Below are 25,269 nucleotides of genomic sequence, written 5' to 3'. Positions count from 1 at the left end.
GGAACGCGCCGCTCCCAGAGAAGCAGGCAGTGATGTTCAGCAGTTCCCTCGCGGACGCACCCCTTGTCCGTGAACCCGTCCACGCCCCCGTCGCCCACCTCGTCCGCGGCGGAATCGTCGAAGGCATCCACTACGGCTCCGTCGTCGTCCTCGACGCCGACGGAGGGGTCGCGCTCCAGATCGGAGACATCGAGGCCGCCTTCTACCCCCGTTCCGCGATCAAGCCCGTCCAGGCCGTCGCCATGGCCCGGGCCGGGCTGCCGCTCGACGGCGAGCTCCTGTCCCTGACGGCGGCCAGCCACTCCGGAGAGGAACGCCACCTCGCCGGTGCCCGGCGCATCCTCGACCTCGCCGGGCTCACCGAGGACCATCTGCGCAACGTCACGGACATGCCGTTCGACCCGGTCGTCCGGGACGCCTGGGTGCGCGAGGGCCGGCTGCCCTCGCGGCTCGCGCAGAACTGCTCCGGCAAGCACGCCGCCATGCTCTACACCTGCATGCTCAACGGCTGGCCCCTGGAGGACTACCTCGACCCCGGCCACCCGCTCCAGCAGGCCATCGCCGAGATCGTCGAGGACCTCACCGGGCAGCGCATCGCCCGGGTCACCGTCGACGGCTGCGGCGCACCCCTGTTCTCCATCTCCCTGCACGGCCTCGCCCGCGCCACCGCCCGGATCGTCACGGCCGCCCCGGGTACGCCCGAGGCGCGGGTCGCCGACGCGATGCGCGAGCACGCGGAGATGGCCTCCGGCTCCGGGCGGGACGTCGCCGCGCTGATGCGGGCCGTGCCGGGGCTGTTGTCCAAGGACGGCTTCGAGGGCGTACAGGTCGCCGCGCTGGCCGATGGGCGGACCGTTGCGGTGAAGATCGCGGACGGTGCGAACCGGGCGCGTGTGCCGGTGATCGCCGCCGCGCTGGCCCGGGCCGGTGTCGACCCGGAGCTGCTCACCGAGTTCCAGGGCGAGGCGTTGCTCGGAGGCGGGCGGGAGGTCGGGCGGGTCCGGCCCGTTCGCTCGCTGGAGCCGGTCGCCGGTGCGGCCCGCGCCTGAACGCGTGCCGGATGCTCCCGTTCGGCGGCTGCGGGTCCCCTGTGACCGGTCGCGCAGTTCCCCGCGCCCCTGGAAGGGGCGCAACCCACCCTCCCTTCTGTCAGAAAGAAGACCCTCACCGTCATGACCGCCGCCACCCGCTCCGAGCACGATCTGCTCGGCGACCGTGACGTTCCCGCCGAGGCGTACTGGGGTGTGCACACCCTGCGGGCCACGGAGAACTTCCCCATCACGGGCATGCCCATCTCCGCCTACCCGCACCTGATCGACGCCCTCGCCGCCGTCAAGGAGGCCGCCGCCCTCGCCAACGAGGAACTCGGCCTGCTGGATCCGAAGAAGGCCGCCGCCATCGTCGAGGTCTGCCGTGAGATCCGCGACGGCAAGCTGCACGACCAGTTCGTCGTCGACGTCGTCCAGGGCGGCGCCGGCACCTCCACCAACATGAACGCCAACGAGGTCGTGGCGAACCGGGCGCTGGAACTGCTGGGTCACGCCAAGGGCGAGTACCGCTTCTTGCACCCCAACGAGGACGTCAACCTCGGCCAGTCCACCAACGACGTCTACCCGACCGCCGTCAAGATCGCGACGGTGTTCGCGGTGCGCGGGCTGCTCGACGCGATGTCCGTCCTCCAGGACGCGTTCGCGGCCAAGGCCGTCGAGTTCCGCGACGTGCTCAAGATGGGCCGCACCCAGTTGCAGGACGCGGTGCCCATGACGCTGGGCCAGGAGTTCTCGGCCTATGCCGTCATGCTGGACGAGGACCGGTCCCGCCTCGCCGAGGCCGTCCAGTTGATCCATGAGATCAACCTGGGCGCGACCGCGATCGGCACCGGCCTCAATGCCCCCGCCGGCTACGCCGAGTCGGCCCGCCGCCACCTCGCGGCCATCACCGGGCTCCCGCTGGTGACGGCGGCCAACCTGGTCGAGGCGACCCAGGACTGCGGGGCCTTCGTGCAGATGTCCGGCGTGCTCAAGCGCATCGCGGTCAAGCTCTCCAAGAGCTGCAACGACCTGCGGCTGCTGTCCTCCGGCCCGCGCGCCGGCCTCGGCGAGATCAACCTGCCGCCCGTGCAGGCCGGTTCGTCCATCATGCCCGGCAAGGTCAACCCGGTGATACCCGAGGTCGTCAACCAGGTCGCCTTCGAGGTCATCGGCAACGACGTCACCATCACCATGGCCGCCGAGGCCGGACAGCTCCAGCTCAACGCCTTCGAGCCGATCATCCTGCACTCCCTGTCGGAGTCCATCACGCATCTGCAGAGCGCGTGCCTGACCCTGGCCGAGCGCTGCGTGTCCGGCATCACCGCCAACACCCAGGCGCTGCGTGCGAGCGTGGAGAACTCCATCGGCCTGGTCACCGCCCTCAACCCGCACATCGGCTACACGGCCGCCACCGACATCGCCAAGGAGGCCCTCGCCACCGGCCGGGGCGTCGCCGAACTCGTCCTGGAGAAGGGCCTGCTCCCCGCCGAGACCCTCGCCGCACTGCTGCGCCCCGAGGTCCTGGCAGGCAGTGGCCACAGCCCGGCCTGACCCCCACGAGCGCACCGGGACCGGCGGAGGGACAATGGCGATCATGACGTCGTCGACGACCTTCCAGCCGGTCCTGGAGCGCATCGCAGAGGAGATCGAGCGGACCCCCGGCCGTGGCCGGCCCGCCGACTACATCCCGGCGCTCGCCGCCTGCGACCCGCGCAGCTTCGGCATGGCCGTCGCCGACCCCGACGGCACGGTGTACGGCGTGGGGGACTGGCGGCGGCCGTTCTCCGCGCAGTCATTGACCAAGGTTTTCACGCTGGCCCTCGACCTGGCCCGCGAGGGCGACGCCCTGTGGGAGCACGTGGGCCGCGAGCCCTCCGGCAACCCCTTCAACTCCCTCGTCCAGCTGGAGTACGAGAACGGCATCCCGCGCAACCCGTTCATCAACGCGGGCGCCCTCGTCGTCACCGACCGGCTGCACACCCGTACCGGCGACGCGTCGGGCGAACTGCTGTCGTTCCTGCGGACGGAGAGCGGCAACCCCGGCCTGACCTTCGACCGGGAGGTCGCCGCCTCCGAGTCCGCCCACGGCGACCGCAACGCCGCGCTCGGGCACTTCATGGCGTCCTACGGCAACATCGACAACCCCGTGCCGACGCTCCTGGAGCAGTACTTCCGGCAGTGCTCGATCGCCGCGTCCTGCGCCGACCTCGCGCTCGCCACGGGCTTCCTCGCCCGGCACGGCATCCGCGCCGACGGCACCCGTCTGCTCACCCGCAGCCAGGCCAAGCAGATCAACGCGATCATGCTGACCTGCGGCACCTACGACGCTGCGGGCGACTTCGCGTACCGCGTGGGCCTGCCCGGCAAGAGCGGGGTCGGCGGCGGCATCATCGCGGTCGTGCCCGGCCACTGCACCCTGTGCGTGTGGAGCCCGGGCCTCGACGAGCGGGGCAACTCGGTGGCGGGCGTGGCGGCGCTCGACCGCTTCACGACCCTGACCGGCCTGTCGGTCTTCTGACCACCGGTCCCACCCGGGCCGCCGGCGAGGCAGGGCCGTGGCCGCGTCGGACACGCTTCCGCCGGTGATCACCGGCCGGTCACACGCGGGCCGCCCGCTGGAGAGGGAAGCGTCCCCTCCCGGTCATGCGCCGTTGACACGCTGCCCGAGTGTTGGCCATGGCTTTCCCCGTCGATCTCCGCCGCTGCCAGGTACTCGGCCTGGCCGGTACCGCCTGCCTCGCCCTGGGCGGTGAGACGGCCGGCGCCCTGCCCGTGGCGGACCTTCTCCACCCGGCATCCGCCCGCGCCGCCCTCGGCCTGGTCGGCGTGTACTTCGGCGTCGTCCTGCTGATCGCGGCCTGGCTGCTGCTGGGCCGGCTGGTCCGCGGGCCGAGACCACCCGCTCCCCGCGCCCTGCTGCTCGTCCTCGCCGTCTGGGCGGCCCCGCTGCTGATCGCCCCGCCGCTGTTCAGCCGCGACGTCTACAGCTACCTCGCACAGGGGGCGATGGTCGAGGCGCACATGGACGTGTACGCGCACGGGCCGTCCCGGCTCGGCGGCCCGCTCGCCGACGAGGTCGCACCCCTCTGGCGGCACACCGGCGCCCCGTACGGCCCGGTGTTCCTCGCCGTCGCGGCGGCCCTGTCCGGTCTGACCCGCGGTGAACTGCCCGCCGGACTGTTGGGGATGCGGCTCGTCGCCCTCGCCGGCGTGGCCCTGATGGCGGCCGCACTGCCCCGCCTCGCCCGCCACAGCGGCGCCGACCCGTCCGCCGCGCTGTGGCTCGGCGCCCTCAACCCGCTGGTGCTGCTGCACCTGGTCGCGGGCGCCCACAACGACGCCGTCATGCTCGGCCTGCTCGGCATCGGCCTGGTGGCGGCGCTCGGCCGGTGGCCGGTCCTCGGCGCCGTCCTCGTCACCCTCGCCGCCCTGGTCAAGGCGCCCGCCGTGCTCGGCCTCGCCGCCGTCGTCGTCCTCCAGGTCCGCGCGGGCCGCAGCCCGGTGCAGGCCCTGGTGCAGACCGCCGTCGCAGCCGCCGCGACCACCGTCGCCGCGACGGCCGTGGCCGGCACCGGATATGGCTGGGTCGGCGCCCTGAACACCCCCGCCTCACCCCAGAACTGGGCCCTGACCACCCTCCTGGGGCGCGCCACCCGCGCCCTGCTGGAGCACCTCGGCAGCGGTCTCGCACCACTGGCGGTCCCCGCCTGGCACGCCCTGGGCATCGCGACCGCGGTGACCGCGATCGTGCTGATCTGGCTGCGGCTGCGCCCCCGGCCGGTGTACGCGCTCGGCCTGTCCCTTGCGGCGGTGGCCGCGCTCGGCCCGGCGATCCGCCCCTGGTACGCCCTGTGGGGTCTGTTCCTCATCGCCGCCGCCGCACCCAGTACGTCCGTACGCCACCGCACGGCGGCGGTGACCGGCGTCCTCGCGCTGTGCGTCCTGCCCAGCGGCGGCCCCGCGGACATGGGACAACTCGTGCTGGCCGTCTCCGGCGGCGCACTCGCGGTCGTCGTGCTGTGGCAGGCCCGCCAGGCCGAACTCGCCCCGGCGCCGGGAAGCGCCGCATGACCCCGGCCCTGCCGCGCACCGACCGGGGCCGGCTGCTGCTGGTGCTCGCCCTCGCCACGCTGGTGACGCTCTTCACCGCGACCGTGCCGCTGCTGCGCGACTGGTTCGACCTGCGCGTCTACTACGGCAGTATCGACTCCTGGGTCCACCACGGGGGCCGCGTCTACGACTACCGGGTGCCCGGCACGCCGTACGGCTTCACCTACCCGCCGTTCGCCGCCGTCGCCATGCTGCCCATGGCCCTGCTGGGTCTGCACGCCGCGATCGCCGTCGCCCTGCTGCTCAACCTGGCCGCCCTGGCCGTCGTCCTGCGCCTGCTCGCCGGACCGGACTGGCGGCGCCCCGGCTGGTACGGCTGGGCCCTGACCGTCTGTCTGCTCGCCCTGTTCGAACCACTCCGCGACACCTTCAGCTTCGGGCAGGTCAACCTCCTGCTGCTGGCGCTCGTGCTCGCCGACGCGACGCTGCTCGCCACCGGACGCGGACGCCTCGCGGGCGTCGGCATCGGTCTCGCGGCCGCGATCAAGCTCACGCCCGCGCTGTTCATCGGCCTGCTGCTGGTGGCCGGACGCCGACGCGCGGCGGCGGTCGCCACGGCTGTCGCCGCGGGGGCCACGGCCCTGGCGGCCGGGGTGGACCCGGACGCCTCGCGCTTCTACTGGACCGAGGCGCTGTGGGACACCAACCGCGTGGGGCGCCTCGGTTACGTCTCGAACCAGTCGGTGCAGGGCATCCTGGCACGGCTCGGTGAACCGGACCGCGCGGTGTGGGCGGTGGCGGTCCTGCTGGTCCTCGGTGTGTGGGGCCTGCGGACGCGCCGGGCGGCCGCAGCGGGGGACTGGACGGCCGCGTTCGCCCTGACCGGCCTCGCCGCCTGCCTCGTCAGCCCGATCACCTGGGTGCACCATCTCGTCTGGCTGCTCCCGTCCTTCGCCGTGCTGGTCCGCGCGGGGCATGCCCGGGTGGCGGGCGCACTGTACGGGGTGCTGTGCACGAGCGTGGTGTGGCTGTGGTTCGACGACGCGTCCGGCGTCGACGGGTTCCTGGGGAGCAACACCTACGCCTGGATCACCCTGGGGCTGCTGCTGTGGCTGCCGGCCGGTCAGCCCCGGCCGGGCCTGCGGACCGGGAGCCGCAGCACCAGCACCACGACCGCCGCGCCCGTACCGACGGCGCCCACGATCAGCCCCGCCTCCGTCCAGACGGACCCCTGCTCGGCCTGCACGGCCGCCGCGACCGCGGGCGGCGTCGTCACCGCCGGCCGCGCGGGTGCGGGCGGCGCGCCGAGCGAGCCCACCGCCTCGACCCTCCCGGCCGATCCGAAGCCCCAGTCGAGCAGCGAGCGTGCCTCCTCGTACACGGCGGACCCGCCGCCCTCCTGAGGGTTCATCACCGTCACGACCAGGGTGCGCCCGTCCCGTCGCGCCGCCGCGACGAGCGTGCTGCCGGCCTTGCTGGTGTAGCCGTTCTTGATCCCGATCAGCCCCCGGTACGGCTTCACGCCGTTGGCGCCGCTGAGCAGCCGGTTGGTGTTGAGGATCGGGTACGACCAGTTGCCGCCGCCGGGGAACTTGGCCTCGACCGTGGCGCAGTACCGGGCGAAGTCGGGGTTGCGCAGCCCCACCCGGCCGAACACGGCCAGGTCGTACGCCGACGACACCTGGCCCGGTGCGTCGTAGCCGTCGGGCGACACCACGCGGGTGTCATGGGCGCCGAGGGACCGGGCCTTGGCCTGCATCCGCTCGGCCGTGAGCCGCCAGCCGCCGTTGAGCTCGGCCAGGACGTGCACGGCGTCGTTGCCCGAGTTGAGGAAGACACCGCGCCACAGGTCGGCGATCCGGTACGTACGGCCCTCGGCGACCCCGACCAGGCTGCTGCCGGCCCCGATGCCCCTCAGCTCCCGTGCGCGGACCGTGTGGCGGATGCCCGCGGGCAGTCCGGGCAGCACGGTGAGGGCGAACAGGGTCTTCAGGGTGCTGGCCGGGGGCAGCCTTCGGTGCGCGTTGTGCGCGGCGAGCACATCACCCGTGCGGGCGTCGGCCACCACCCAGGACAGTGCGGAGACCTTCGGAACGCGAGACGCCCCGGCGCGCAGGCGGACCTGGGTGCCGGGACGGTACAGCAGTGAGGGGTGCGGCGCCGCGGCCCTCGGCCCGCCCGGCGGGGTGGGCTCCGCCACGCCGGGGCCGGCCGCCGCGGCGGGCGTCAGCGCCATGAGCCCCGCGAGGCAGAGCACACCCGCCGACACGGTCACCCGGGAAGAGAATCCGATGATCATATGATCAACGTAGAAACGGACCCGCTCCGCACGGCGACGACGGGGCCGCACACCGCGCTCCGGCACCCGAATGGCTGAGCTCTGCGCGTCAGCCCGAGGGCAGGGTCGGCTGGATGCGGCGCAGGAACGTCGCGTTGTCCGGTGTCTCGCGCATCCGCTCCAGGAGCGTCTCCAGAGCGCCCTGCCCGTCCCGGCCCTGCAGCACGCGCCGCAGACCGTGGACGGCCGTCAATTCGGCGGGCGGCAGGAGCAGTTCCTCGCGGCGGGTGCCCGAGGGGATGATGTCGACGGCCGGGAACACCCGGCGGGACGCCGGGTCCCGGCTCAGGCGCAGCTCCATGTTGCCGGTGCTCTTCAGCTCCTCGAAGTAGAAGTCGTCGGCCCGGGAGCCGGTCTCCACCAGGGCGGTCGCGAGGATCGTGAGGGAACCGCCCTCCTCGGCCGACCGGGCGGCGCCGAAGAACCGCTTGGGCCCGGCCAGCGCGGAGGCGTCGACGCCTCCGGTGAGGATGCGGCCGCCGTTGGCGGCCGCGTTGTTGTGCGCCCGGCACAGCCGGGTCAGCGAGTCGAGGAGGACGACGACGTCCTCACCGGCCTCGACGCGCCGCTTGGCGCGCTCGACCACGAGGTCGGCGAGCGCGATGTGCTGCTTGGCGCTGCGGTCGAACGTCGAGGCGTACACCTCGCCCCGCACGCAGCGCCGCATGTCGGTGACCTCCTCGGGCCGCTCGTCGAGCAGCAGCATCATCAGCCGGCACTCGGGATGGTTGCCGGTGACGGCGGCCGCGAGCTGCTGGAGGAGGACGGTCTTGCCGGTCTTGGGCGGGGCGACGATGAGTCCGCGCTGGCCCTTGCCGACCGGAGCGATCAGGTCGACGACGCGTCCGGCCAGTCCGGCGGCCGGGTGCTCCAGCCGCAGCCGCTCGTGCGGATGCAGTGGTGTCAGGTCCCGGAAGCCGCGCCGGTCGCGCAGGTTCCCGGCCGCACGGCCCTCCACCCGAGCGACCCCGGTCAGGACACGCCGGTCGCCGAGTACCCCCTCGACGAGGTCCCCCTTGCGCAGTCCGTACCGGCGGATCAGCGCGGGGGAGACGGCGGCGTCGGCGGGCGTGGGCAGGCAGTTCTCGCCGCGCAGATGCCCCTTCCCGCTCGCGTCGACGTCGAGGACACCGGACACGGTCCGGTCCGGGGACAGCTGCTGTACGGATGGGTTTTCGAGTGTGGTGGTCATGGGTGGTGTGTGTCCTTTCACGGACGGCAGGTGCGGGACATGCGAGGGGAGGGGGAGAGGGCCGCGAGAGGAGGGCCTGGGGCACGCTTCCGGGCGGCGGGGAAAACAGCACCTCGGATACGACGGAAAGACGTCGTGGTGCTGGAAGGGATGAAGAGAGAGGAGAACTGGCACCGGCGCCCACGAAGAGGGGCGTGCACGAGTGCTCTTCGCACTGTACCACTGAAAGAGCTGGACGGGGACGGGTTGTCTCAGCGCGTGGCCAGCAGCCCGTACAGCAACGGGATCCGCGGCTCGGGCAGCCGCCACCAGCCGGACTCGGTGCGGACCATCTGCGGCCAGCGCGGCCAGGGGAGTTCGTCACCTTCCCGCAGCCGCCGCACGGCGAGTCCCGCCTCCGTCAACGCGGTGACGACCTCACCCATTCCGTGCATCCACTCGTAGCTGTCCGTGGCGCCCTCGACGGCCGGGCCGTCCGTGTAGGTGTGGGTCCCGTCGCGGTGCACCGGTCCGGCACCGCCCAGGTAGTCGTGGCGCAGGAGCAGCTCGGGTCCCTCGCCCGGAGCGCGCTTCGGCCCGAGCGAGTTGAGCAGGGGATGGAACTCGACGACGTACAACCGCCCGCCGGGCCGCAGGAGTTGGCGGACGGTCCGCGCCCACCGGTCCAGGTCGGGGAGGTAGCACAGGGCGCCCTTGCCGGTGTACACCACGTCGAACCGCCGCCCGTCCAGGGCCGCCACGGCGTCGTACACGTTCGCCCGGACGTACGTCACGTCGGCGCCGGCGTTCGCCGCGATGTCCTGGGCGGCCGCCACGGATGCCTCGGAGAAGTCGAGGCCGACGGCCCGGGCGCCGCGCCGCGCGAAGGCGATCGTCTCCGTGCCGAGATGACACTGGAGGTGCAGCACGTCACGCCCGGCCAGCTCGCCAAGGTCCTCCCACTCGAACGGGGCGAACCAGCGCTCGGGGTCGAGGTCCTGGTCGAGACCGTAGAACCGGCTGGCGAGATGAACGGGCGTGCGGGCGTCCCAGTTCGCCTGGTTGGCCCGCATCAGCCGGTCGTGCTCGGCGGACGTCATGGGGACATCCAACCCTGAACCGACCGCGGGCGACGGAGAACGCGGGAAACGGATCGGTGGACGTGTCGCTCAGACCGAGCGGGCGCGCGCCTCCTCGGCGATCCTCTCGAACTGCTCGCCCATGGCCGCCGCGAGGGCCTGGGCCCCCGACAACGGGCGCACCATCACCGTGAATTCGTCGATGAGCCCGTTCTCGTCGACGTGGATGAAGTCGCAGCCGTTGATCTCCCGGTCACCCACGCGCGCGGTGAAGACCAGGGCGTGGTCGCGGCCGTTCACGTCGTTGATCTCACGCACGTAGCGGAAGTCCTGGAAGACCCCGGAGACGGCGCGCAGGATCGCGGCCGTGATCGCCTTCCCCGCGTACGGCTTGAACACGACCGGGCTGGTGAAGACCACGTCCGGCGCCAGCAGCGCCTCGGCGGCGTCGAGGTCGAGCTTCTCGACGGCCTCTCGGAATGCACGCATCGAACCGCCTTGGTCAATTTGTTGAGTAGGTGCAGAATAGATTAGTCAACCGTTGATACGCTGTCCACATGTCTCTCAAGTACGCCGTTCTCGCCGCGCTCCTGGAGGGCGAGGCCTCGGGGTACGAGCTGTCGAAGGTCTTCGACGTGTCGCTGGCCAACTTCTGGGCCTCGACTCCGCAGCAGCTCTACCGGGAACTGGAGCGCCTCGCGCGGGACGGACTGATCGAGGCCAGGGTGGTGCGCCAGGAGCGGCGGCCCGACAAGCGCATGTTCACGCTGACCGAGACCGGCCGTGAGGACCTGCGCACGTTCGCCGCCACACCGCCCCGGCGTCCCACCGCCATCCGCGATGAACTCCTCATCAAGATCCAGGCCATGGACGGCGCGGACCCGGAGGCGACCCGTGCCCTGGTCGAGGAGCGCGAGGCGTGGGCCCGCGGCAAGCTCGCCCGGTACCGGCGGGTGCGCGAGCGCCTCCTGGCCGGCCGCAGCGAGGAGGAGTACCTCAGGGCGGCCGACCGTGTCGGCCCGTACCTCACCCTGATGGGAGGCATCGGCTTCGAGGAGGAGAACCTCCGCTGGTGCGAGCGCGTGCTCACCGTCCTGAAGCAGCGGGCCCCCCTGGAAGGGGCTCCTGACGCGTCTCCGCGTCGGCGCGCCCTAGGCTGAGCCGATGTTCAGCCCCGAAGGCCCCAGTCTGCGCGAGCTCGCCGTCCAGGCGCTGTCGTCCGTCGAGCGCGGCTACGACCTCCTCGCGCCGAAGTTCGACCACACGCCGTTCCGGACACCCGACGCCGTCCTCGACGCCGTCGGCTCGCTCCTGCGGCGGACCGGGCCCTACGACGCCGGGCTCGATCTGTGCTGCGGCACCGGAGCGGGCGTCGAGGTCCTGGCGCAGGTGTGCCGCGAGCGGGTCACCGGCGTCGACTTCAGCGCGGGCATGCTCGACGTCGCACGGGAGCAGGCCGGGCCGACGGGCCCGCCGGTCTCCTGGGTCCGGGCCGACGCCCGTGCCCTGCCCTTCGCGCCCGCATTCGACCTGGTGGTGAGCTTCGGGGCCTTCGGGCACTTCCTGCCCCGCGAACTGCCCGGGCTGTTCGCGCAGGTCCGGTCCGTCCTGCGGCCGGGCGGCCGCTTCGCGTTCCCGCTGGTCGCCCCGCCCCGCCCGGGCTCGCCCGGCTATTGGACGCTGCTCGTCTTCGACACCGTGATGCGGGTGCGTAACGCGCTCTGGCGGCCTCCGTTCGTCATGTACTACCGCGCGTTCCGTCTGGGAGACGTGCGGCGCGAACTCACGGAGGCCGGCTTCCGGGTGGAGCTCCACGCGCTGCCCGAGTTCGGGCGGCGACCGGACGGCAGCCCCCGGGTACGGCTCGTCATGGCCCGGCTGCCGGGCTAGGCCCGGGCGCCACGATGCCCGTCAGCCGCGCAGGAAGTTCAGCAGATCGTCGTTGAACGCCTTCTCGAAGTCGCCGACCAGGCCGTGCGGCGCGCCCGGGTACACCTTCAGCGTCGCGTCCTTGACCAACTGGGAGGTCCGGTGGGCCGAGGCGGCGATCGGCACGATCTGGTCGTCGTCCCCGTGCGCGACGAGCGTCGGCACGTCGATGCGCCCAAGGTCCTCGGTGAAGTCGGTCTCCGAGAACTGCGCGACGCAGTCGTAGGCGCCCTTCAGCCCGGCCTGCATGCTCCACATCCAGAACGCCCGCCGCACGCCCTCCGACACGGCGGCGCCGGGCCGGTTGAAGCCGTAGAAACTCTCGCTCAGCTCCCAGTAGAACTGTGAGCGGTCCGCCGCGACGCCGGCCCGGATCCCGTCGAAGACCTCCTTCGGCGTGCCTTGCGGGTTGGCCTCGGTCCGCAGCATCAGCGGCGGCACCGCGCCCAGCAGCACCACCTTGGCGACCCGTGCGGTCCCGTGCCGCCCGATGTAGCGGGCCACCTCGCCGCCGCCGGTCGAATGCCCCACCAGGACCGCGTCGCCGAGGTCCAGCGCCTCGATCAGCTCGGCCAGGTCGTCGGCGTACCGGTTCATGTGGTTGCCCTGCCAGGGCTGTCCGGAGCGGCCGTGCCCGCGGCGGTCGTGTGCGATGGCCCGGAAGCCGTGCTCGGCGACCAGCCGGGCCTGTCCGTCCCACGTGTCGGCGTTGAGGGGCCAGCCGTGGCTGAACACCACCGGCTGCCCCTCGCCCCAGTCCTTGTAGTAGAGCTCGGTTCCGTCGGAGGTCGTGAACGTGGCCATGGGGATCCTCTCGAAGATCGTCCGGGGAAGCCGTGCGGGTAAGCCGTGCCGTGTTCCGATGATCTCTGTCATCTCCGGTGACTGGGGCCGGCGGTCCGCCGAACGGGTGGCCGGCGCCGGTCCGTCGCGGTCTGCGCCGCCCGGCCCGGCAGTGTGAACTCGTAGATGAGTGCGTCCCGTTGGGCGTCCACCACGAGATCGGTGATCTCCAGCGGGCGCGCGTACTGGTCGTGCACCCGCCGGGTGACCCGTACCGACGGAGTGCTCGCGAGAGGGGTGATGGCATCGCGGTGGTGCAGGGTCAGACCGGCCCGGCGCATCCAGTCGTAGGCCCGCCGCAGCTGTGCGGAGGCGGTGCCGTCGGCGCGGTCGCGATAACGCGCCAGCTCCTCCACCTCCGCGAGTGCCACGGCGGAGAACGAGGTCACGGCGGTCCGCAGGCCCTGCCCGTCGGCGGCCGCGTACCGGTAGCGGTGAACCAGGGTCGGGCGGCCGGGGGCCAGTTCCAGGGCCTCGGCGTGGTCCGCCGGGGGAGCCTCCCAGGTGACCGTGGCGCGGGCGACGCCGCCCGGGGCCGCCGTCCGGGCCCCGACCGGAAAGGTGAGCGACGCCGGGGTCTCGACCGGCAGGCCGGGCAGGGTGGCGTGACTGCCGCGCCGGTCGGTGGCGACGAGGCCGTCGCGGCGCAGCAGCTCCAGCGCCTGCCGTACGGTCTCCCGGCTCACCCCGAAGTGACCGGCCAACCGCCTTTCCCCGGGCAGTCGTTCACCGGGCGGGACGGTGCCGTCGTGCAGTTCGCCGAGCAACTCCGTCGCGATCCGGCGGTACAGGGGCTCTCCCCCGGCCGACGGGGGGGCGTGCGGGGTGGTGCGGGCCATGCCGCCCCTCCTGTGGGTGACGTTCGGTAGCCGTTCGGGCTCGGTGCGCCATCACATCTAGCATTGGTCTAAACCAATTGGGAAGGGTGGCCGGGCGGATCGGCCGAAACCGGCCCGCCCGTGCCCGCCGTCACAGCGCGCTGTACAAGGCGCCGACCAACGCCGTCTTCCGCGGGTCGTTGGCGATACGGGGCCCCATCCGGTTCATCACATAGCCCAGGGACACCCCCGCCTCCGGGTCGGCGAGTCCGCAGGAACCACCGAAGCCGTCGTGTCCGAAAGCGCGCGGGTTGGGCCCGTACGAGCCGTCGGGGCCGCTGAGCCAGAGCCCGAGGCCGACCTCCGTCTCGTGCTCGAACCCGGCGCCGAGCACCAGGTCCCGGCAGCTGCCCTGCCCCTCGCGCACCCGCTCTGCCGCCTCCGGGGACAGGATGCGACGGCCCCCGTACGAGCCGCGCCCCGCGAAGACGCCGTACAGCCCGGCGACGGCCCGCGCGGTGCCGTGCCCGTTCGCCGCCGGGATCTCCGCGGCCCGCCAGCCGGGCGTGCCGGCCGCGGCGGCGGACACCGCCGGGTTGGTCAGCGCCGCGACGGCTGCGGGCGCCAACTGGGCAAACAGCGCCGCCTGTTCACTGCTCGCCGCGACCGCCGGCTGGACCGGTTCGGCAGCCCGGCCGGCATCCCGCTCCGGCAGTCCGATGCGGAAGTCGATGGCGAGCGGCTCCGTCACCTCCCGCGCCAGGAAGGCCCCCGGCCGCAGACCCGACACCCGCCGTACGACCTCGCCGACCAGGTGGCCGTAGGTCAGCGCGTGGTAGCCGGACCGGGTGCCCGGCTCCCACCAGGGCTCGGTCGCCGCGAGCCGCTGCGTGGTCAGCTCCCAGTCGTAGAGCTGCTCCAGCGCGTGCGGCTCGCGCAGGCCGGCCAGGCCGGCGCGGTGGGACAACAGGTGCCGGACGAGGACCTTCTCCTTGCCCGCCGCCGCGAACTCGGGCCAGTACACGGCCACCGGCGCGTCCAGATCCAGCAGACCCCGGTCGGCGAGGATGTGCGCGCACAGCGCCACCGGCCCCTTGGTCGTGGACCACACGTTGACCAGCGTGTCCCGCTCCCAGGGGCGGGAGCGGGCCGCGTCCGCCCAGCCGCCCCACAGATCCACCACGGTCTCGCCGTCGACGGTGACGGCCACCGCGGCGCCCAGCTCGTCCCGCTCCCGGAAATTCTCCTCGAACGCCTTGCGTACGGCCGTGAACCGCGCGTCGCAGTGACCGCGCACCTGCATCTCGTTTTCGGACATGAGCCCCCTCCGCCGACCGTCTCAGGCCCGGGCCGCCGCGTCGCGGCCCGGGCGCGATGAACGTACCGACCGGTCGGACCGGGTGGAACCCCGCCGGGGGTGAACGGCCGGATCAGATGTACGAGCGCATCCAGCGCAGCTTGAGCGCCTGCTGGAACGGACCGCCGCCCTCGTGGTCGTTGAAGTCGTAGACCTCGATCGCCTTGTCCTCGTGGCTCCACGCGTTGAACGCCGCGAAGACGGTCGAGGGCGGGCAGGTCTGGTCCTCCAGGGCGGCCGAGAAGAGCGCCGGTGCCCGGCCGCGGGCGGCGAAGTGCACGCCGTCGAAGTAGGACAGCGTGCGCAGGGCGTCCTCGGTGCGGCCGCGGTGCGTCTTGAGGTAGAGGCCGATCTCCCGGTACGGGTGCCGGTCCGTGATCGTCGCCGCACGCGGGAAATCGCACAGGAACGGCACGTCCGGCGCGATACCCGCCAGGTCCGGGACCAGGCCGCCCACCGCGATCGTGATGCCGCCGCCCTGGCTGGAACCCACGGCCACCGTGCGCGCCGGGTCGGTCAGGGGGTGCGAGCGGGCCGCCTCCACGGCACGCACGGCGTCCGTGTAGACCCGGCGGTAGTAGTAGTTCTCCGGGGCGTCCATGCCGCGCGTCATGAAGCCGGGGTACGCGGGCGCACCGCCCACCGGGTCCGCCGTGCCCCCGCCCCCGCCCCAGGCGCTGCCCTGCCCGCGGGTGTCCATCACGAAGTGCGCCCGGCCCGAGGACGCCCACAGCAGGTGTTCGTGGGGCAGCCCGCGTCCGCCGCCGTAGCCGATGAACTCCACGACCAGTGGCAGCGGCCCGTCCGCCCCGGCCGGGAGTATCAGCCAGCCTTTGACCGGATGACCGCCGAAACCGGCGAACGTCACGTCGAACACCTGCACGGTGGACAGGCCCGTGTCGACCGGTTCGAAGCGGGCGTCCAGATCGTGCCCCCGCGCCTCCTGGAGGGTCTTGGACCAGAACGCGTCGAAGTCCTCGGGTTCGGTGGCCGCGCTGCGGTACTCGCGGAGTTCGTCGATCGGAAGGTCGAACAGGGCCATGGAGGACCGCCTTGGATGAGGAGCAGCTACGAGGGCAGTACGGATGATCACATTACGTGAGTGATCGGAGGACTGGCCAGGGTGTTGATCCGGCCGGACTCCGGGGTACCGGCCACCGGCGCGGGGATCCGCCGCCGCGTCTCACGCGTCGCGGTGCGTCCACTGCGGTTCCGTACGGGCCCATGCCCGGTCCCACTCGGCCAGCCGGTGGCGCAGCGCCACCCGGCGCACCAGGACATGGCCGAAGAGCACCACGAACACCGCACCGCCCGCCGCGCAGGTACCGATGGTGAGGGTGTGCTGCCAGACCGCCGCTCCGTCCACCGGCGGCAGCACGTTGCGGCCCCGGGCGTCGAACCAGACATCCACGGTCTCGCCCTGCCGGGTGTCCGCGGGAACCCGGGCCGTCGCGGTGCGCGTGCCTTCACCCGGCTCGGTCCAGCGCACGGTCGCCCGGTAGGCGTGCTGCCCGCCCGCCTGCACCGAGGGCAGCGAGTCGCCGTTCCTGTCGATCACCTCGGCCCGGACGCGGTGCCGCTCGGCCCGCTGCTCCGCCGACACCGACTTCGCCTCGCCGTGCGCCCACCGGGCGGCCGCCGTTCCGGCCAGCGGCGCGCCCACGAGGATGAGGACGGCCACCGCCAGTACCGTCCACGCTTCCACGACATCCGACCGGCGTCGCAGCGGACTGCTCCGCCAACGCCAGCCGCGCACCCGGGTTCGCATGTGCACCTCCTCGCCGTCACCCCGCGGCCGGAGGCCCGGACCGGCCGTGCGCCGCCGCTCCCTCCGCATCACGCCACGCGCGCGAGTGCCCTCACGGACGGAGTACCCCCTCCGGCGCTCGCCGATCGCCCCGCGTTTGTGGGCACAGCGGAGCGGCCCGCCGCGGCCCTCCGGCTGGGTGCCCGGCGTCACCGCGGCAAAACAGCGGGGTCAGCCGAAACGTTCGATGCGGATCCGGTCCACCGGCTGACCGGCCGTCACGAGCAGCCGGGAGGCATGCTCGGCGAAGGAGTTGGAGCCGCACACATAGGCTTCCCACCCACCGGGGGGCTGCTCGGCCAGGAGCGGCACCATATGTGCGGCCGCCATACGTCCCACCTTCACACCTTCCGGCGCGCTCCGGGTGAAGACGGCGGTCGTCTCCGCGCCCAACTCCCGGGCGTAGACCAGCTCCTCGGGGCTGCGCGCCGACACCACCAGCCGCAGTGGCACGGTCAGGTTCCGGGCCCGGTGGTGCCGGACCATCGACATCAGCGGTACGACGCCGGAGCCCGCCCCGATGAGCAGCGCGGGCCGGTCCCCCGGCCAGGCGAAGAAGCCGCTCACCGGCCCCCGCACCTCGACCCGGTCGCCGGGCCGGGCGACGGTGTGGAACCAGCCCGACACCTCGCCGCCCTCGACATGATCAAGGGTCAGCTCGATCTGCCCGGAGTCGTCCGGCGCGGACGCGATCGAGTAGTGCCGCTGAGCCGCGTAACCGTCCTCGGCGGTCAGCCGCACCATCAGGTGCTGCCCGGGCAGGTGCCCCGGCCAGTCCGGCACCGCGAGCCGGAAGGTGGTCACCCGCGGGGTCTCGCGGCGGATCCCGGTGATGGTGGCGCTCTGCCACTCGGACGCGGCCTGCTCGCTCACGGCGATGCGCCCGGGCACGGCGAGCCGCGTGGGGGGCACGAAGGTCTCAGTCACCGGAGTACCTCTGCTCCTCCCAGGGGTTGCCCCGCTCGTGGTAGCCGTTGCGCTCCCAGAAGCCCGGCTCGTCGTGGTCGAGGATCCGCAGGCCCGCGATCCACTTGGCGCTCTTCCAGAAGTACAGGTGCGGCACCAGCAGCCGTGCCGGCCCGCCGTGCTCGGGGGCGAGGGGCTTCCCGTCGTACTCCCAGGCGATCCAGGCGCGGCCGCCGGTCAGGTCGGCGAGCGGGAGGTTCGCGGTGTAGCCGGTGTGCGCGTAGGCGACGGCATGGGTGGCCGACACGTGGGGCCGGGCCGTGTCCAGGAACGCGTCCAGGGACACGCCCGTGAACCGCACCCCGAACTTCGACCAGCCCGTCACGCAGTGGATGGCGCCCTCGTACGCCGACGGCGGCAGCCGGTGCGCCTCCTCCCAGTCCCAGGTGCGGGGCTCGGCCACCAGTCCGTCGACGCGGAAGGTCCAGTCGGCGGGCGCCAGCTCGGGAGTGACCTCGGCGGACAGCACGGGCCAGTGGTCGCCCGCGTTGTACTGGCCGGGCGGCAGACCGGGGTCGGCGACGCGCGGTCGCCCGGTGAAGCCTCGGGTGATGTGCATGCGGTGGTGCCTCCGGGCCGGGCCGGCGGTGCCCCGCCGGACCGGTGTGCTCGGTGTTTGCGTCCTCAACCGTACGTGCAGGGTGTCCTGGTCCCGCCGGCCGGGACCGGGCCTACGCGTTGTAGCGCACGAGGTACTCCGCGAACCGGCTCAGGTCCTCCTCCGGCCAGCCGGCCAGGCGCTCCCGGAAGGCCGCCCGGCGGCTCTCGGTGACCTGGGCCAGGATGTGCAGCCCGGACCGTGTCAGGTGCAGGACCTGGACACGCTGGTCCGCCGGGTCGGGGCGGCGCTCGATGAGGCCGGCGCGCTCCAGACCCGCCACCTGGCGGCTGACGGTGGACTTGTCCAGGGCGTAGTGGGCGGCCAGGTCGGTGGCCCGGCATCCGCCGCTCTCCTCCAGGTGCCCCAGCAGCGTGTACGACACCAGCGACAGCTCGGGGTGCATCCGGCCCGCGGCGGCCCGGGCGCGGCGGGCGAAGACCGTCATCTCCCGCTGGATGGTCTCCACGGCGTCGGCGCTGTGCACGGGACCTCCTCACCACGGTGCTGCACGGCTCCTTCCATGGTTGCACAACCCAACCACTTGACCGGGCGGCGTCATGATCGTCATATGGGGCGGCCGGTCGTTCGGGTAGGGTTGCCGTCCGGCCGGGGAGGACCCGGTCGTCGGAAGCCGAGGAGGTGAGACCCATTACCGCTGTGTCAGCTCGGGTGCTCTCCCCTCGACGTCGCGCGGATCGCCGGTCGTAGGCGATCGCCGGAGCGCCCTTCGGTTCCCGAAAGGCTCTGGGCTTCCATGCCGTCTGTGTCTTCCTCCATGTCCCCTTCCGCGCCGCCGTCCCGTGACGCGGTGGTCACCGCCCTGCGCACCGCGGGGTGCGTCTTCGCCGAGGACGAGGCCGAGTTGATCCTCGCTACCGCGCGCACCCCGGCCGAGGCCGCCGCCATGGTCGAGCGCCGCGTCGCCGGTCTGCCGCTCGAACTCGTCGTCGGCTGGGCCGAGTTCCGGGGTCTGCGCATCGCCGTCGCCCCCGGTGTCTTCGTGCCGCGCCGGCGCACCGAGTTCCTGGTGGAGCAGGCCCTGGAGCGGGCGCCCGCGGCCGCCGTCGTCGTGGACCTGTGCTGCGGCTCGGGCGCCGTCGGAGCGGCGCTGGCCGCCGCGCTAGGCGGCGTCGAACTGCACGCCGCCGACATCGACCCGGCCGCCGTGCGGTGCGCCCGCGGCAACGTCGCCGCGGCCGGCGGGCAGGTCCACCAGGGCGATCTGTTCGAGGCGCTGCCCGTCGCTCTGCGCGGCCGCGTCGGCATCCTCGCGGCCAACGTGCCGTACGTGCCGAGCGACGAGATCGGCCTACTGCCGCAGGAGGCCCGCGACCACGAGCCGCTGGCCGCCCTCGACGGCGGCACGGACGGCCTCGACGTGCTGCGCAGGGTCGCGGCCGAGGCGCCCCGCTGGCTCGCCCCCGGCGGCTGCGTCCTGGTGGAGACGAGCCGGCACCAGGCCCCGGCCGCCGTCGAGGCCTTCGCGCGCACCGGCCTGGCGGCACGGCTGGCCGTGTCGGAGGAGCGTTACGCCCACGTGGTGATCGGCGTCAGGCCGTAGAGCCCGTAGGCCCTCGCTCCGGCGGGGTCGCCCGCGCGATGAGCAGCGCCACGTCGTCGAAGTTGTCCGGCTCGTGCAGGGTGCGCAGCAGCAGGTCGCAGACCTCTTCCAGCGGCCGGTCGGGTCCGTCTAGCAGGGACAGCAGGGTGCCGAGCCGTTCGTCGAGCGGGTCGCGCCGGGTCTCGACGAGGCCGTCGGTGTAGAACACCAGCCGGTCGCCGGGTTCGAGGTCGACGGTGGTGGTGGAGAAGGCGACACCGCCCACGCCGAGCGGCACTCCCGTCGGCAGGTCGAGCAGCTCCGGGGGCAGGCCCGGCCGGACGCGCACCGGCGGCAGATGTCCGGCGTTGGCGATCCGGCACTGTCGCAGATGCGGGTCGTGAACGGCGTAGACGCAGGTGGCGATGGTCTGTTCGAGACCCGCGGTGATCTTGTCGAGGTGCTCCAGAAGGACGTTCGGGTCGAGGTCGAGGGAGGCGAGGGTGTTGGTCGCCGTGCGCAGCCGGCCCATGGCCGCCGCCGCGGGGATGCCGCTGCCCATCACATCGCCCACGACGAGCGCCGTCTTCCCGGCGTCCAGCGGGATCACGTCGAACCAGTCGCCGCCGACCTCGCTCGTGGCCCCGGCCGGCTGGTAGCGGGAGGCGACCTCCAGTCCGCCCGTGACCGGCGGATGGCTGGGCAGCAGGCTGCGCTGCAGGGTGAGCGCGGTCTCGCGGGCACTCTGGTACCAGCGGGCGTTGTCGATCTGCACGGCGGCCCGGGCGGCCAGCTCGCGTGCCAGCAGCAGGTCGTCCTCACTGAACGGCAGCGGATTGCGGGTGCGCTTGAGGTCCAGGGCCCCCAGCACCTCGCCCCGCGCGATCAGCGGCACCGCGAGATACGAGTGCACCCCGGCCCGGCTCAGCAGCTCGGCCGCCTCGGAGGAACGGGCGATGAGGTCCAGGTCCTCGTCCTTGACCTCCGGCAGCATCACGGGGCTCGCGGTGCGCACGCACTGGGTGACGAGCCGGTCGGGGGCGTACCGGGCGACCTGCCCGGGCGGGTCCGCCGCCTCCAGGGCCTCGGCGGAGTCGTACCCCTGTACCGCCAGCGCGCGGATCACGGCCGACTCGGCGGGGCCCAGGCTGGTGCGCCGGCCCTGCACCACCGCGTCCAGGAGGTCGACGGCCGCGATGTCGGCCAGCTCCGGCACGGCCACCTCGGCCAGCTCACCGGCCGTGCGGTCCAGGTCCAGCGTGGTGCCGATCCGGCCCGAGGCGTCCGCGATCAGGGCCAGCCGCCGGCGTGCGGCCTCGGCCTCGATGCCCGCCCGGTACTGCTCGGTGACGTCGACGATCGAGACGGCCACGCCCAGCACGGTTCCGAAGGCGTTCTCCAGCCGGTACAGCGAGATCGACCAGGCGTGGTCCTGGTGCGGGTCGGCCGGGGTGCGGCCGATCGTGGACTGGTCGACGACCGGGGTGCCCGTCTCCAGAACCCGGCGCGTCGCGGCCTCCAGGGCGGCGACGTCCATCCGGGGCACCACCTCGCGGGGGGTGCGGCCCAGGTGCTCCTCGGCCGGCACGCCGTTGATCTCCTCCAGCGCCCTGTTGACCGAGACGTACCGCAGCTCGGTGTCGAGCACGGCCAGCCCGATCGGTGACTGCGCGATCATCCGCGTCGACAGCGCCACCTCCCGCTCCAGCCGGTGCACGGTGCTCTGGTCGGCGCACAGCCCGAGCGCGTAGACGTCGCCCTGGTCGTCCAGCAGCCGCATGTTGCGGAACTCCACCAACCGGGTGCCGCCGTCCTTGCGGCGGATCGGGAAGGCCCCCGCCCAGCTCTGCCCGGTGCCCATGACATCGGCGAACAGCTTGACCACGAGGTCCACGTGCTGCTCGTGGACCATGATCCGGGCGGCGTACTGCCCGAGCGCCTCCCGTGCCTCGTATCCGAACAGCTCCTCGGCCTGCGGGCTCCACAGCACGATGCGGCCCTCGGCGTCCAGGACCACCGAGGCCACGCGTAGCACGTCCAGCAGCCCGCTCGGGCGCGCCGACCCGCGCACCGGACCGTCACCCTCGGACTCGGGAGACCCGGCTGCACTCATCCCACGCCCCGCCTTCGCCGTCCTCGCGGCACGCCGTCGTGTGCCGACACCCCATGTTCTACCGCGCGGAGCCGCTTCCCGAAGGCCCCTTCCGTCACCTTCCACCATCTCCCAGCCCGGCGCGGACCGCCCCGCAAACCCGCCATGGAAGCGGGGCACCGCCGGTAGTGCTCGCCGGAAGGTGGTGCTTTGCTGGGGTAGGGGTGGATACGGCAATCGGTGGCCACGAGAGGAGCGATCACGATGGTGATGGACCACGAGCGACCGCACCCCCACTCCGTCTCGGTGGAGATCAGCGGGTGCAGCAAGCACGACGCCCGGATCGTGTTCGACGCGCTGTGCTCCTGCTTCGAGTCCGACCGGTGCGCCGACGACGTGCCCGAGGAACTGCACGAGACCCGCCCGACCGTGTGGCTCGGCACCTTCGACGTCGCCGACGAGCACGAGGGCGCGCAGCCGGTGCACCTGTCGTCCTCCGTGGAAGCCGACCTGCACGGCGGTTACTGGGCGATCGAACGGTTCCGCACGACCCTGGACTCGCTGTTCGACGTGCACGATCTGAGCACGGTCTCCGGCGACCAGGAGAAGGAACTCCACGTGCGTCTGCAGAGCCGGTGACCGCCCCTCACCCCGTCGGCGGACCGAGCCGACACCGCACCGACCACCTCCCGGCGCGCCCCGGAACGCCCTGACGCCCCGGACACGGCGATCCGGGCCCGCCACAGCCGGCGCCCGCCGACCACGACCTCGCGCCCACCAGGGCCCGGGCCGGTCCGCGGCGGCCTCCACCGGCAGCGCGACCGGGCCGCGGTTCAGCTCACCCGCGAGGTCCATCGATCCAAGGCCCCTGGTCATGGCCCTGTTGTGCCCTCCATCACCTTGTGCAACTAGTTGCACAAACCGTCGGTAGTCCTCTACAACTACAGGCACGACACCGCGCACGGAGGGCCCGATGAGCCGTTACCCGCACCTGCTGACCCCTCTCGACCTGGGCTTCACGACCCTGCCCAACCGGGTCCTCATGGGCTCCATGCACGTCGGCCTGGAGGAGGCCGAGGGCGGCTTCGCGCGCATGGCCGCCTTCTACGCCGCCCGCGCCCGCGGGGGAGTGGGCCTGATCGTGACCGGCGGCATCGCCCCGAACGACGAGGGGCGCCCCTACGAGGGCGGCGCGAAGCTCACCACCGACGCGGAGGCGGAGCAGCACCGGGTCATCACCGACGCCGTGCACCGCGAGGGCGGGCGGATCGCGATGCAGATCCTGCACTTCGGCCGGTACGCGTACCACAAGGACCTCGTCGCGCCGAGCCCCGTCCAGGCGCCGATCAGCCCCTTCCCGCCCCGCGAGCTCACCGACGCCGACATCGAGCGGACGATCGAGGACTACGTCCGCGCCGCCCGCCTCGCCCGGCAGGCCGGCTACGACGGCGTCGAGATCATGGGCTCCGAGGGCTACCTCATCAACGAGTTCATCGCCCTGCAGACCAACCACCGCGCCGACCGCTGGGGCGGCTCGTACGAGAACCGGACGCGCTTCCCGCTGGAGATCGTGCGCCGGGTCCGCGAGGCGGTCGGCGAGGACTTCATCGTCGTCTACCGACTGTCCATGCTCGACCTCGTCCCGGGCGGCTCGACGCTCGACGAGGTGATCACGCTCGCCAGGGCCGTGGAGGCCGCCGGGGCGACGATCATCAACACCGGCATCGGCTGGCACGAGGCCCGCATCCCCACCATCGCGACCTCCGTGCCGCGCGGCGCGTACACCTGGGTGACCAAGCGGCTCATGGGCGAGGTGTCCGTCCCGCTCGTCACCACCAACCGCATCAACACCCCCGAACTCGCCGAGGAACTGCTCGCCGAGGGCGCGGCCGACATGGTGTCGATGGCCCGCCCGATGCTCGCCGACCCCGACTTCGTCACCAAGGCCGCCGCCGGCCGGCCCGAGGCGATCAACACCTGCATCGGCTGCAACCAGGCCTGCCTCGACCACACCTTCAGCGGCCTGATCACCTCCTGCCTGGTCAACCCGCGCGCCTGCCACGAGACCGAGCTCGTGCTCTCCCCGACCCGGCTGCGCAAGCGCGTCGCGGTCGTCGGCGCCGGTCCGGCCGGGCTGGCCTGCGCGGTCTCCGCCGCCGAGCGCGGGCACGACGTGACGCTGTTCGACGCGGCGAGCGAGATCGGCGGCCAGCTCAACGTCGCCCGCAAGGTCCCGGGCAAGCAGGAGTTCGACGAGACGCTCCGCTACTTCCGCACCCAGCTCGACTGGCACGGCGTCGACGTTCGCCTGAACACGCCCGTCACGGTCGCGGACGTCGACGGCTACGACGAGGTCGTCGTCGCCACCGGCGTCACCCCGCGCACCCCCGAGATCCCGGGAGCCGACCACCCGAGCGTCGTCGGCTACCTCGACGTCCTGCGCGACGGCGCCCCCGTCGGCGACCGGGTCGCGATCCTCGGCGCGGGCGGCATCGGCTTCGACGTCGCCGAGTTCCTCACCGACGGCGGCGACAAGGCCCACGAGGACCCGGCCACGTACTTCCGCCAGTGGGGCGTCGACATGGACTTCCGCGGCCCCGGCGGACTCGCGGCGCCCGAGCGCCCCGCCCCGCCGCGCACCGTCCACCTGCTCCAGCGCAAGACCTCCAAGGTCGGCGCAGGCCTCGGCAAGACCACCGGCTGGATCCACCGCGCCGAACTCAAGCACCGCGGCGTCACCATGGTCCCGGGCGTGCGCTACGACCGGATCGACGACGCCGGAGTGCACATCACCGTGGGCGAGGAGAGCACGGTGCTGGAGGTCGACACGGTCGTGCTCTGCACGGGGCAGGAGCCGCGCCGCGCCCTGTACGAGGAGCTGCTCGCCGCCGGGTGCAGCGCGCATCTCATCGGCGGCGCCGACGTGGCCGCCGAGCTCGACGCCAAGCGCGCCATCAAGCAGGGCACCGAGCTCGCGGCCGCCCTGTAGTGCGGTGACGCGTCCCTAGGATGAGGCCATGTCACTCCCGCACGCGATCCTCACCGCCCTGCTCGAGAAGCCGTCGTCCGGGCTGGAGCTGACCCGCCGGTTCGACCGGTCGATCGGCTACTTCTGGTCGGCGACGCACCAGCAGATCTATCGCGAACTCGGGAAACTGGAGGCCGACGGCCTCATCAGGGCCCTGCCGTCACAGCAGCCGGCCCGCGGGCAGAAGAAGAGCTACGAGGTCCTGCCAGCGGGCCGCGCCGAACTGGCCCGCTGGACCTCCGCCTCCCAGGACCCCAAGCCGCACCGTGACACCCTGCTGCTGCGGCTCAGGGCGGCGGCCGTGGTCGGCACGGCGGGCCTGGAGACCGATCTGCGACGCCATCTGGAGCTGCACGAACGGCAGCTGGCGGAGTACGAGGAGATCGAGCGGCGCGACTTCCCGCCCGGCCGGGACGGCACCGAGGACCGGCTGCGGCATCTGGTGCTGCGGGCCGGCATCGACCTGGAGACCTTCTGGACCCAGTGGCTGCGGCGCGCCCTGGCGGACTTCGCCGAACTCCCGGACGGAGAACCGACCTGAGTGTCCCGCCCGTCCTCGCCACGACATGACGGCGGCCCGCCCGACCGGAGCGCTTCGGAAGGGGCGGGCCGCCGTTCG

The 25,269-nt window shown here is 72.9% G+C and carries 23 protein-coding genes and 1 pseudogene; 11 read left to right on the top strand and 13 right to left on the bottom strand.

Features of this window, described 5'->3' with window-relative positions; translation table 11 throughout:
- Nucleotides 1-32 precede the first annotated feature (32 nt).
- The 5 genes from A4E84_RS03580 to A4E84_RS45420 all read left to right on the top strand — a co-directional run bounded on the left by A4E84_RS03580 (nucleotide 33) and on the right by A4E84_RS45420 (nucleotide 6,484).
- Nucleotides 33-1,049 carry an asparaginase gene (locus A4E84_RS03580; RefSeq protein ID WP_062925137.1) on the top strand — a complete coding sequence of 339 codons (1,017 nt, stop codon included), beginning with the start codon at nucleotides 33-35 and terminating at the stop codon, nucleotides 1,047-1,049.
- A 123-nt stretch (nucleotides 1,050-1,172) separates the two neighbouring features.
- On the top strand, nucleotides 1,173-2,582 hold the full coding sequence (aspA, locus tag A4E84_RS03575) for an aspartate ammonia-lyase (RefSeq protein ID WP_062925136.1): 1,410 nt from the start codon (nucleotides 1,173-1,175) through the stop codon (nucleotides 2,580-2,582).
- Nucleotides 2,583-2,616: 34 nt separating this feature from the next.
- Entirely contained in the window at nucleotides 2,617-3,549 is a 933-nt protein-coding gene (locus tag A4E84_RS03570; protein WP_062925135.1) for a glutaminase, read from the top strand.
- Between the two features lie 158 nt (nucleotides 3,550-3,707).
- Nucleotides 3,708-5,102, top strand: coding sequence for a polyprenol phosphomannose-dependent alpha 1,6 mannosyltransferase MptB (mptB, locus tag A4E84_RS03565; RefSeq protein WP_062925134.1), 1,395 nt, complete (start codon nucleotides 3,708-3,710; stop codon nucleotides 5,100-5,102).
- Nucleotides 5,099-6,484 (top strand): glycosyltransferase 87 family protein, encoded by a 1,386-nt coding sequence (locus tag A4E84_RS45420; protein WP_062925133.1) that lies wholly within the window; start codon nucleotides 5,099-5,101, stop codon nucleotides 6,482-6,484. The genes mptB and A4E84_RS45420 overlap by 4 nt, the downstream gene beginning before the upstream one ends.
- A 59-nt stretch (nucleotides 6,485-6,543) precedes the next feature.
- Here the strand turns inward: A4E84_RS45420 and A4E84_RS03555 are convergent.
- The 4 genes and pseudogenes from A4E84_RS03555 to A4E84_RS03540 form a co-directional block, all read right to left on the bottom strand.
- Nucleotides 6,544-7,317 (bottom strand): annotated as a pseudogene (locus A4E84_RS03555) (D-alanyl-D-alanine carboxypeptidase family protein); the annotation flags it as partial.
- Between the two features lie 151 nt (nucleotides 7,318-7,468).
- Entirely contained in the window at nucleotides 7,469-8,611 is a 1,143-nt protein-coding gene (rho, locus tag A4E84_RS03550; RefSeq protein ID WP_062925132.1) for a transcription termination factor Rho, read from the bottom strand.
- Between the two features lie 251 nt (nucleotides 8,612-8,862).
- Nucleotides 8,863-9,690, bottom strand: a complete 828-nt coding sequence (locus tag A4E84_RS03545; RefSeq protein ID WP_062925131.1) for a class I SAM-dependent methyltransferase — start codon at nucleotides 9,688-9,690, stop codon at nucleotides 8,863-8,865.
- A gap of 69 nt (nucleotides 9,691-9,759) precedes the next feature.
- Nucleotides 9,760-10,158: a nuclear transport factor 2 family protein gene (locus A4E84_RS03540; protein WP_062925130.1), complete on the bottom strand. Its 399-nt coding sequence runs from the start codon at nucleotides 10,156-10,158 to the stop codon at nucleotides 9,760-9,762.
- Nucleotides 10,159-10,226: 68 nt separating this feature from the next.
- Between A4E84_RS03540 and A4E84_RS03535 the strand changes: the two genes are divergently transcribed.
- Together A4E84_RS03535 and A4E84_RS03530 are read left to right on the top strand one after the other, a co-directional pair.
- Complete coding sequence (locus A4E84_RS03535) at nucleotides 10,227-10,829, top strand: PadR family transcriptional regulator (RefSeq protein ID WP_062925129.1); 603 nt, start codon at nucleotides 10,227-10,229, stop codon at nucleotides 10,827-10,829.
- Nucleotides 10,830-10,833: 4 nt separating this feature from the next.
- Nucleotides 10,834-11,559: a class I SAM-dependent methyltransferase gene (locus A4E84_RS03530; protein ID WP_062925128.1), complete on the top strand. Its 726-nt coding sequence runs from the start codon at nucleotides 10,834-10,836 to the stop codon at nucleotides 11,557-11,559.
- Between the two features lie 21 nt (nucleotides 11,560-11,580).
- Here the strand turns inward: A4E84_RS03530 and A4E84_RS03525 are convergent, their stop codons facing one another.
- From A4E84_RS03525 to A4E84_RS03490, 8 genes are all read right to left on the bottom strand, one after another.
- Entirely contained in the window at nucleotides 11,581-12,402 is an 822-nt protein-coding gene (locus A4E84_RS03525) for an alpha/beta fold hydrolase (RefSeq protein ID WP_062925127.1), read from the bottom strand.
- Between the two features lie 68 nt (nucleotides 12,403-12,470).
- Nucleotides 12,471-13,280, bottom strand: coding sequence for a GntR family transcriptional regulator (locus A4E84_RS03520; RefSeq protein ID WP_062925126.1), 810 nt, complete (start codon nucleotides 13,278-13,280; stop codon nucleotides 12,471-12,473).
- A gap of 130 nt (nucleotides 13,281-13,410) precedes the next feature.
- Complete coding sequence (locus A4E84_RS03515; protein ID WP_062925125.1) at nucleotides 13,411-14,577, bottom strand: serine hydrolase domain-containing protein; 1,167 nt, start codon at nucleotides 14,575-14,577, stop codon at nucleotides 13,411-13,413.
- 112 nt (nucleotides 14,578-14,689) lie between these two features.
- Nucleotides 14,690-15,658, bottom strand: a complete 969-nt coding sequence (locus tag A4E84_RS03510; RefSeq protein WP_062925124.1) for an acetylxylan esterase — start codon at nucleotides 15,656-15,658, stop codon at nucleotides 14,690-14,692.
- A 141-nt stretch (nucleotides 15,659-15,799) separates the two neighbouring features.
- On the bottom strand, nucleotides 15,800-16,384 hold the full coding sequence (locus A4E84_RS03505) for an Rv1733c family protein (RefSeq protein ID WP_062931278.1): 585 nt from the start codon (nucleotides 16,382-16,384) through the stop codon (nucleotides 15,800-15,802).
- 210 nt (nucleotides 16,385-16,594) lie between these two features.
- Nucleotides 16,595-17,350, bottom strand: a complete 756-nt coding sequence (locus A4E84_RS03500) for a ferredoxin reductase (protein WP_062925123.1) — start codon at nucleotides 17,348-17,350, stop codon at nucleotides 16,595-16,597.
- Complete coding sequence (locus A4E84_RS03495; RefSeq protein ID WP_062925122.1) at nucleotides 17,343-17,948, bottom strand: sulfite oxidase-like oxidoreductase; 606 nt, start codon at nucleotides 17,946-17,948, stop codon at nucleotides 17,343-17,345. Before A4E84_RS03495 ends, A4E84_RS03500 begins: the two co-directional genes overlap by 8 nt.
- A gap of 112 nt (nucleotides 17,949-18,060) precedes the next feature.
- On the bottom strand, nucleotides 18,061-18,435 hold the full coding sequence (locus tag A4E84_RS03490) for a MarR family winged helix-turn-helix transcriptional regulator (RefSeq protein ID WP_418082254.1): 375 nt from the start codon (nucleotides 18,433-18,435) through the stop codon (nucleotides 18,061-18,063).
- 309 nt (nucleotides 18,436-18,744) lie between these two features.
- On the opposite strand from A4E84_RS03490, the gene A4E84_RS03485 reads away from it, so the two are divergent.
- Nucleotides 18,745-19,551, top strand: a complete 807-nt coding sequence (locus A4E84_RS03485) for a putative protein N(5)-glutamine methyltransferase (protein ID WP_107308258.1) — start codon at nucleotides 18,745-18,747, stop codon at nucleotides 19,549-19,551.
- On the opposite strand, the gene A4E84_RS03480 is transcribed toward A4E84_RS03485, so the two are convergent.
- On the bottom strand, nucleotides 19,541-21,643 hold the full coding sequence (locus A4E84_RS03480; RefSeq protein WP_062925119.1) for a SpoIIE family protein phosphatase: 2,103 nt from the start codon (nucleotides 21,641-21,643) through the stop codon (nucleotides 19,541-19,543). The genes A4E84_RS03485 and A4E84_RS03480 overlap by 11 nt on opposite strands.
- Before the next feature lie 249 nt (nucleotides 21,644-21,892).
- Between A4E84_RS03480 and A4E84_RS03475 the strand changes: the two genes are divergently transcribed.
- The 3 genes from A4E84_RS03475 to A4E84_RS03465 all read left to right on the top strand — a co-directional run bounded on the left by A4E84_RS03475 (nucleotide 21,893) and on the right by A4E84_RS03465 (nucleotide 25,191).
- The gene (locus A4E84_RS03475) at nucleotides 21,893-22,261 is read left to right on the top strand and encodes a hypothetical protein (RefSeq protein ID WP_062931277.1); all 369 of its coding nucleotides are present in this window, start codon (nucleotides 21,893-21,895) and stop codon (nucleotides 22,259-22,261) included.
- A gap of 334 nt (nucleotides 22,262-22,595) precedes the next feature.
- Complete coding sequence (locus tag A4E84_RS03470) at nucleotides 22,596-24,611, top strand: NADPH-dependent 2,4-dienoyl-CoA reductase (protein ID WP_062925118.1); 2,016 nt, start codon at nucleotides 22,596-22,598, stop codon at nucleotides 24,609-24,611.
- A 28-nt stretch (nucleotides 24,612-24,639) separates the two neighbouring features.
- Nucleotides 24,640-25,191, top strand: coding sequence for a PadR family transcriptional regulator (locus A4E84_RS03465; protein WP_062925117.1), 552 nt, complete (start codon nucleotides 24,640-24,642; stop codon nucleotides 25,189-25,191).
- Nucleotides 25,192-25,269: the final 78 nt, after the last annotated feature.

This window comes from Streptomyces qaidamensis (assembly GCF_001611795.1).
Lineage (GTDB): Bacteria > Actinomycetota > Actinomycetes > Streptomycetales > Streptomycetaceae > Streptomyces > Streptomyces qaidamensis.
The sequence above is the reverse complement of the archived record's forward strand: the minus strand, read 5'-3'. Positions and strand labels throughout refer to the sequence as shown.

What these genes read in the sequence shown, in the direction of transcription:
- rho (WP_062925132.1), bottom strand. Translation starts at nt 8,611, where the DNA reads ATGACCACCACACTCGAAAACCCATCCGTACAGCAGCTGTCCCCGGAC.
- A4E84_RS03495 (WP_062925122.1), bottom strand. Translation starts at nt 17,948, where the DNA reads ATGCACATCACCCGAGGCTTCACCGGGCGACCGCGCGTCGCCGACCCC.
- A4E84_RS03490 (WP_418082254.1), bottom strand. Translation starts at nt 18,435, where the DNA reads ATGACGGTCTTCGCCCGCCGCGCCCGGGCCGCCGCGGGCCGGATGCAC.
- A4E84_RS03480 (WP_062925119.1), bottom strand. Translation starts at nt 21,643, where the DNA reads ATGAGTGCAGCCGGGTCTCCCGAGTCCGAGGGTGACGGTCCGGTGCGC.
- A4E84_RS45420 (WP_062925133.1), top strand. Translation starts at nt 5,099, where the DNA reads ATGACCCCGGCCCTGCCGCGCACCGACCGGGGCCGGCTGCTGCTGGTG.
- A4E84_RS03475 (WP_062931277.1), top strand. Translation starts at nt 21,893, where the DNA reads ATGGACCACGAGCGACCGCACCCCCACTCCGTCTCGGTGGAGATCAGC.
- A4E84_RS03520 (WP_062925126.1), bottom strand. Translation starts at nt 13,280, where the DNA reads ATGGCCCGCACCACCCCGCACGCCCCCCCGTCGGCCGGGGGAGAGCCC.
- A4E84_RS03535 (WP_062925129.1), top strand. Translation starts at nt 10,227, where the DNA reads ATGTCTCTCAAGTACGCCGTTCTCGCCGCGCTCCTGGAGGGCGAGGCC.
- A4E84_RS03570 (WP_062925135.1), top strand. Translation starts at nt 2,617, where the DNA reads ATGGCGATCATGACGTCGTCGACGACCTTCCAGCCGGTCCTGGAGCGC.
- A4E84_RS03485 (WP_107308258.1), top strand. Translation starts at nt 18,745, where the DNA reads ATGCCGTCTGTGTCTTCCTCCATGTCCCCTTCCGCGCCGCCGTCCCGT.
- A4E84_RS03515 (WP_062925125.1), bottom strand. Translation starts at nt 14,577, where the DNA reads ATGTCCGAAAACGAGATGCAGGTGCGCGGTCACTGCGACGCGCGGTTC.
- A4E84_RS03470 (WP_062925118.1), top strand. Translation starts at nt 22,596, where the DNA reads ATGAGCCGTTACCCGCACCTGCTGACCCCTCTCGACCTGGGCTTCACG.
- A4E84_RS03545 (WP_062925131.1), bottom strand. Translation starts at nt 9,690, where the DNA reads ATGACGTCCGCCGAGCACGACCGGCTGATGCGGGCCAACCAGGCGAAC.
- A4E84_RS03540 (WP_062925130.1), bottom strand. Translation starts at nt 10,158, where the DNA reads ATGCGTGCATTCCGAGAGGCCGTCGAGAAGCTCGACCTCGACGCCGCC.
- A4E84_RS03530 (WP_062925128.1), top strand. Translation starts at nt 10,834, where the DNA reads ATGTTCAGCCCCGAAGGCCCCAGTCTGCGCGAGCTCGCCGTCCAGGCG.
- aspA (WP_062925136.1), top strand. Translation starts at nt 1,173, where the DNA reads ATGACCGCCGCCACCCGCTCCGAGCACGATCTGCTCGGCGACCGTGAC.
- A4E84_RS03510 (WP_062925124.1), bottom strand. Translation starts at nt 15,658, where the DNA reads ATGGCCCTGTTCGACCTTCCGATCGACGAACTCCGCGAGTACCGCAGC.
- A4E84_RS03580 (WP_062925137.1), top strand. Translation starts at nt 33, where the DNA reads ATGTTCAGCAGTTCCCTCGCGGACGCACCCCTTGTCCGTGAACCCGTC.
- A4E84_RS03465 (WP_062925117.1), top strand. Translation starts at nt 24,640, where the DNA reads ATGTCACTCCCGCACGCGATCCTCACCGCCCTGCTCGAGAAGCCGTCG.
- mptB (WP_062925134.1), top strand. Translation starts at nt 3,708, where the DNA reads ATGGCTTTCCCCGTCGATCTCCGCCGCTGCCAGGTACTCGGCCTGGCC.
- A4E84_RS03525 (WP_062925127.1), bottom strand. Translation starts at nt 12,402, where the DNA reads ATGGCCACGTTCACGACCTCCGACGGAACCGAGCTCTACTACAAGGAC.
- A4E84_RS03505 (WP_062931278.1), bottom strand. Translation starts at nt 16,384, where the DNA reads ATGCGAACCCGGGTGCGCGGCTGGCGTTGGCGGAGCAGTCCGCTGCGA.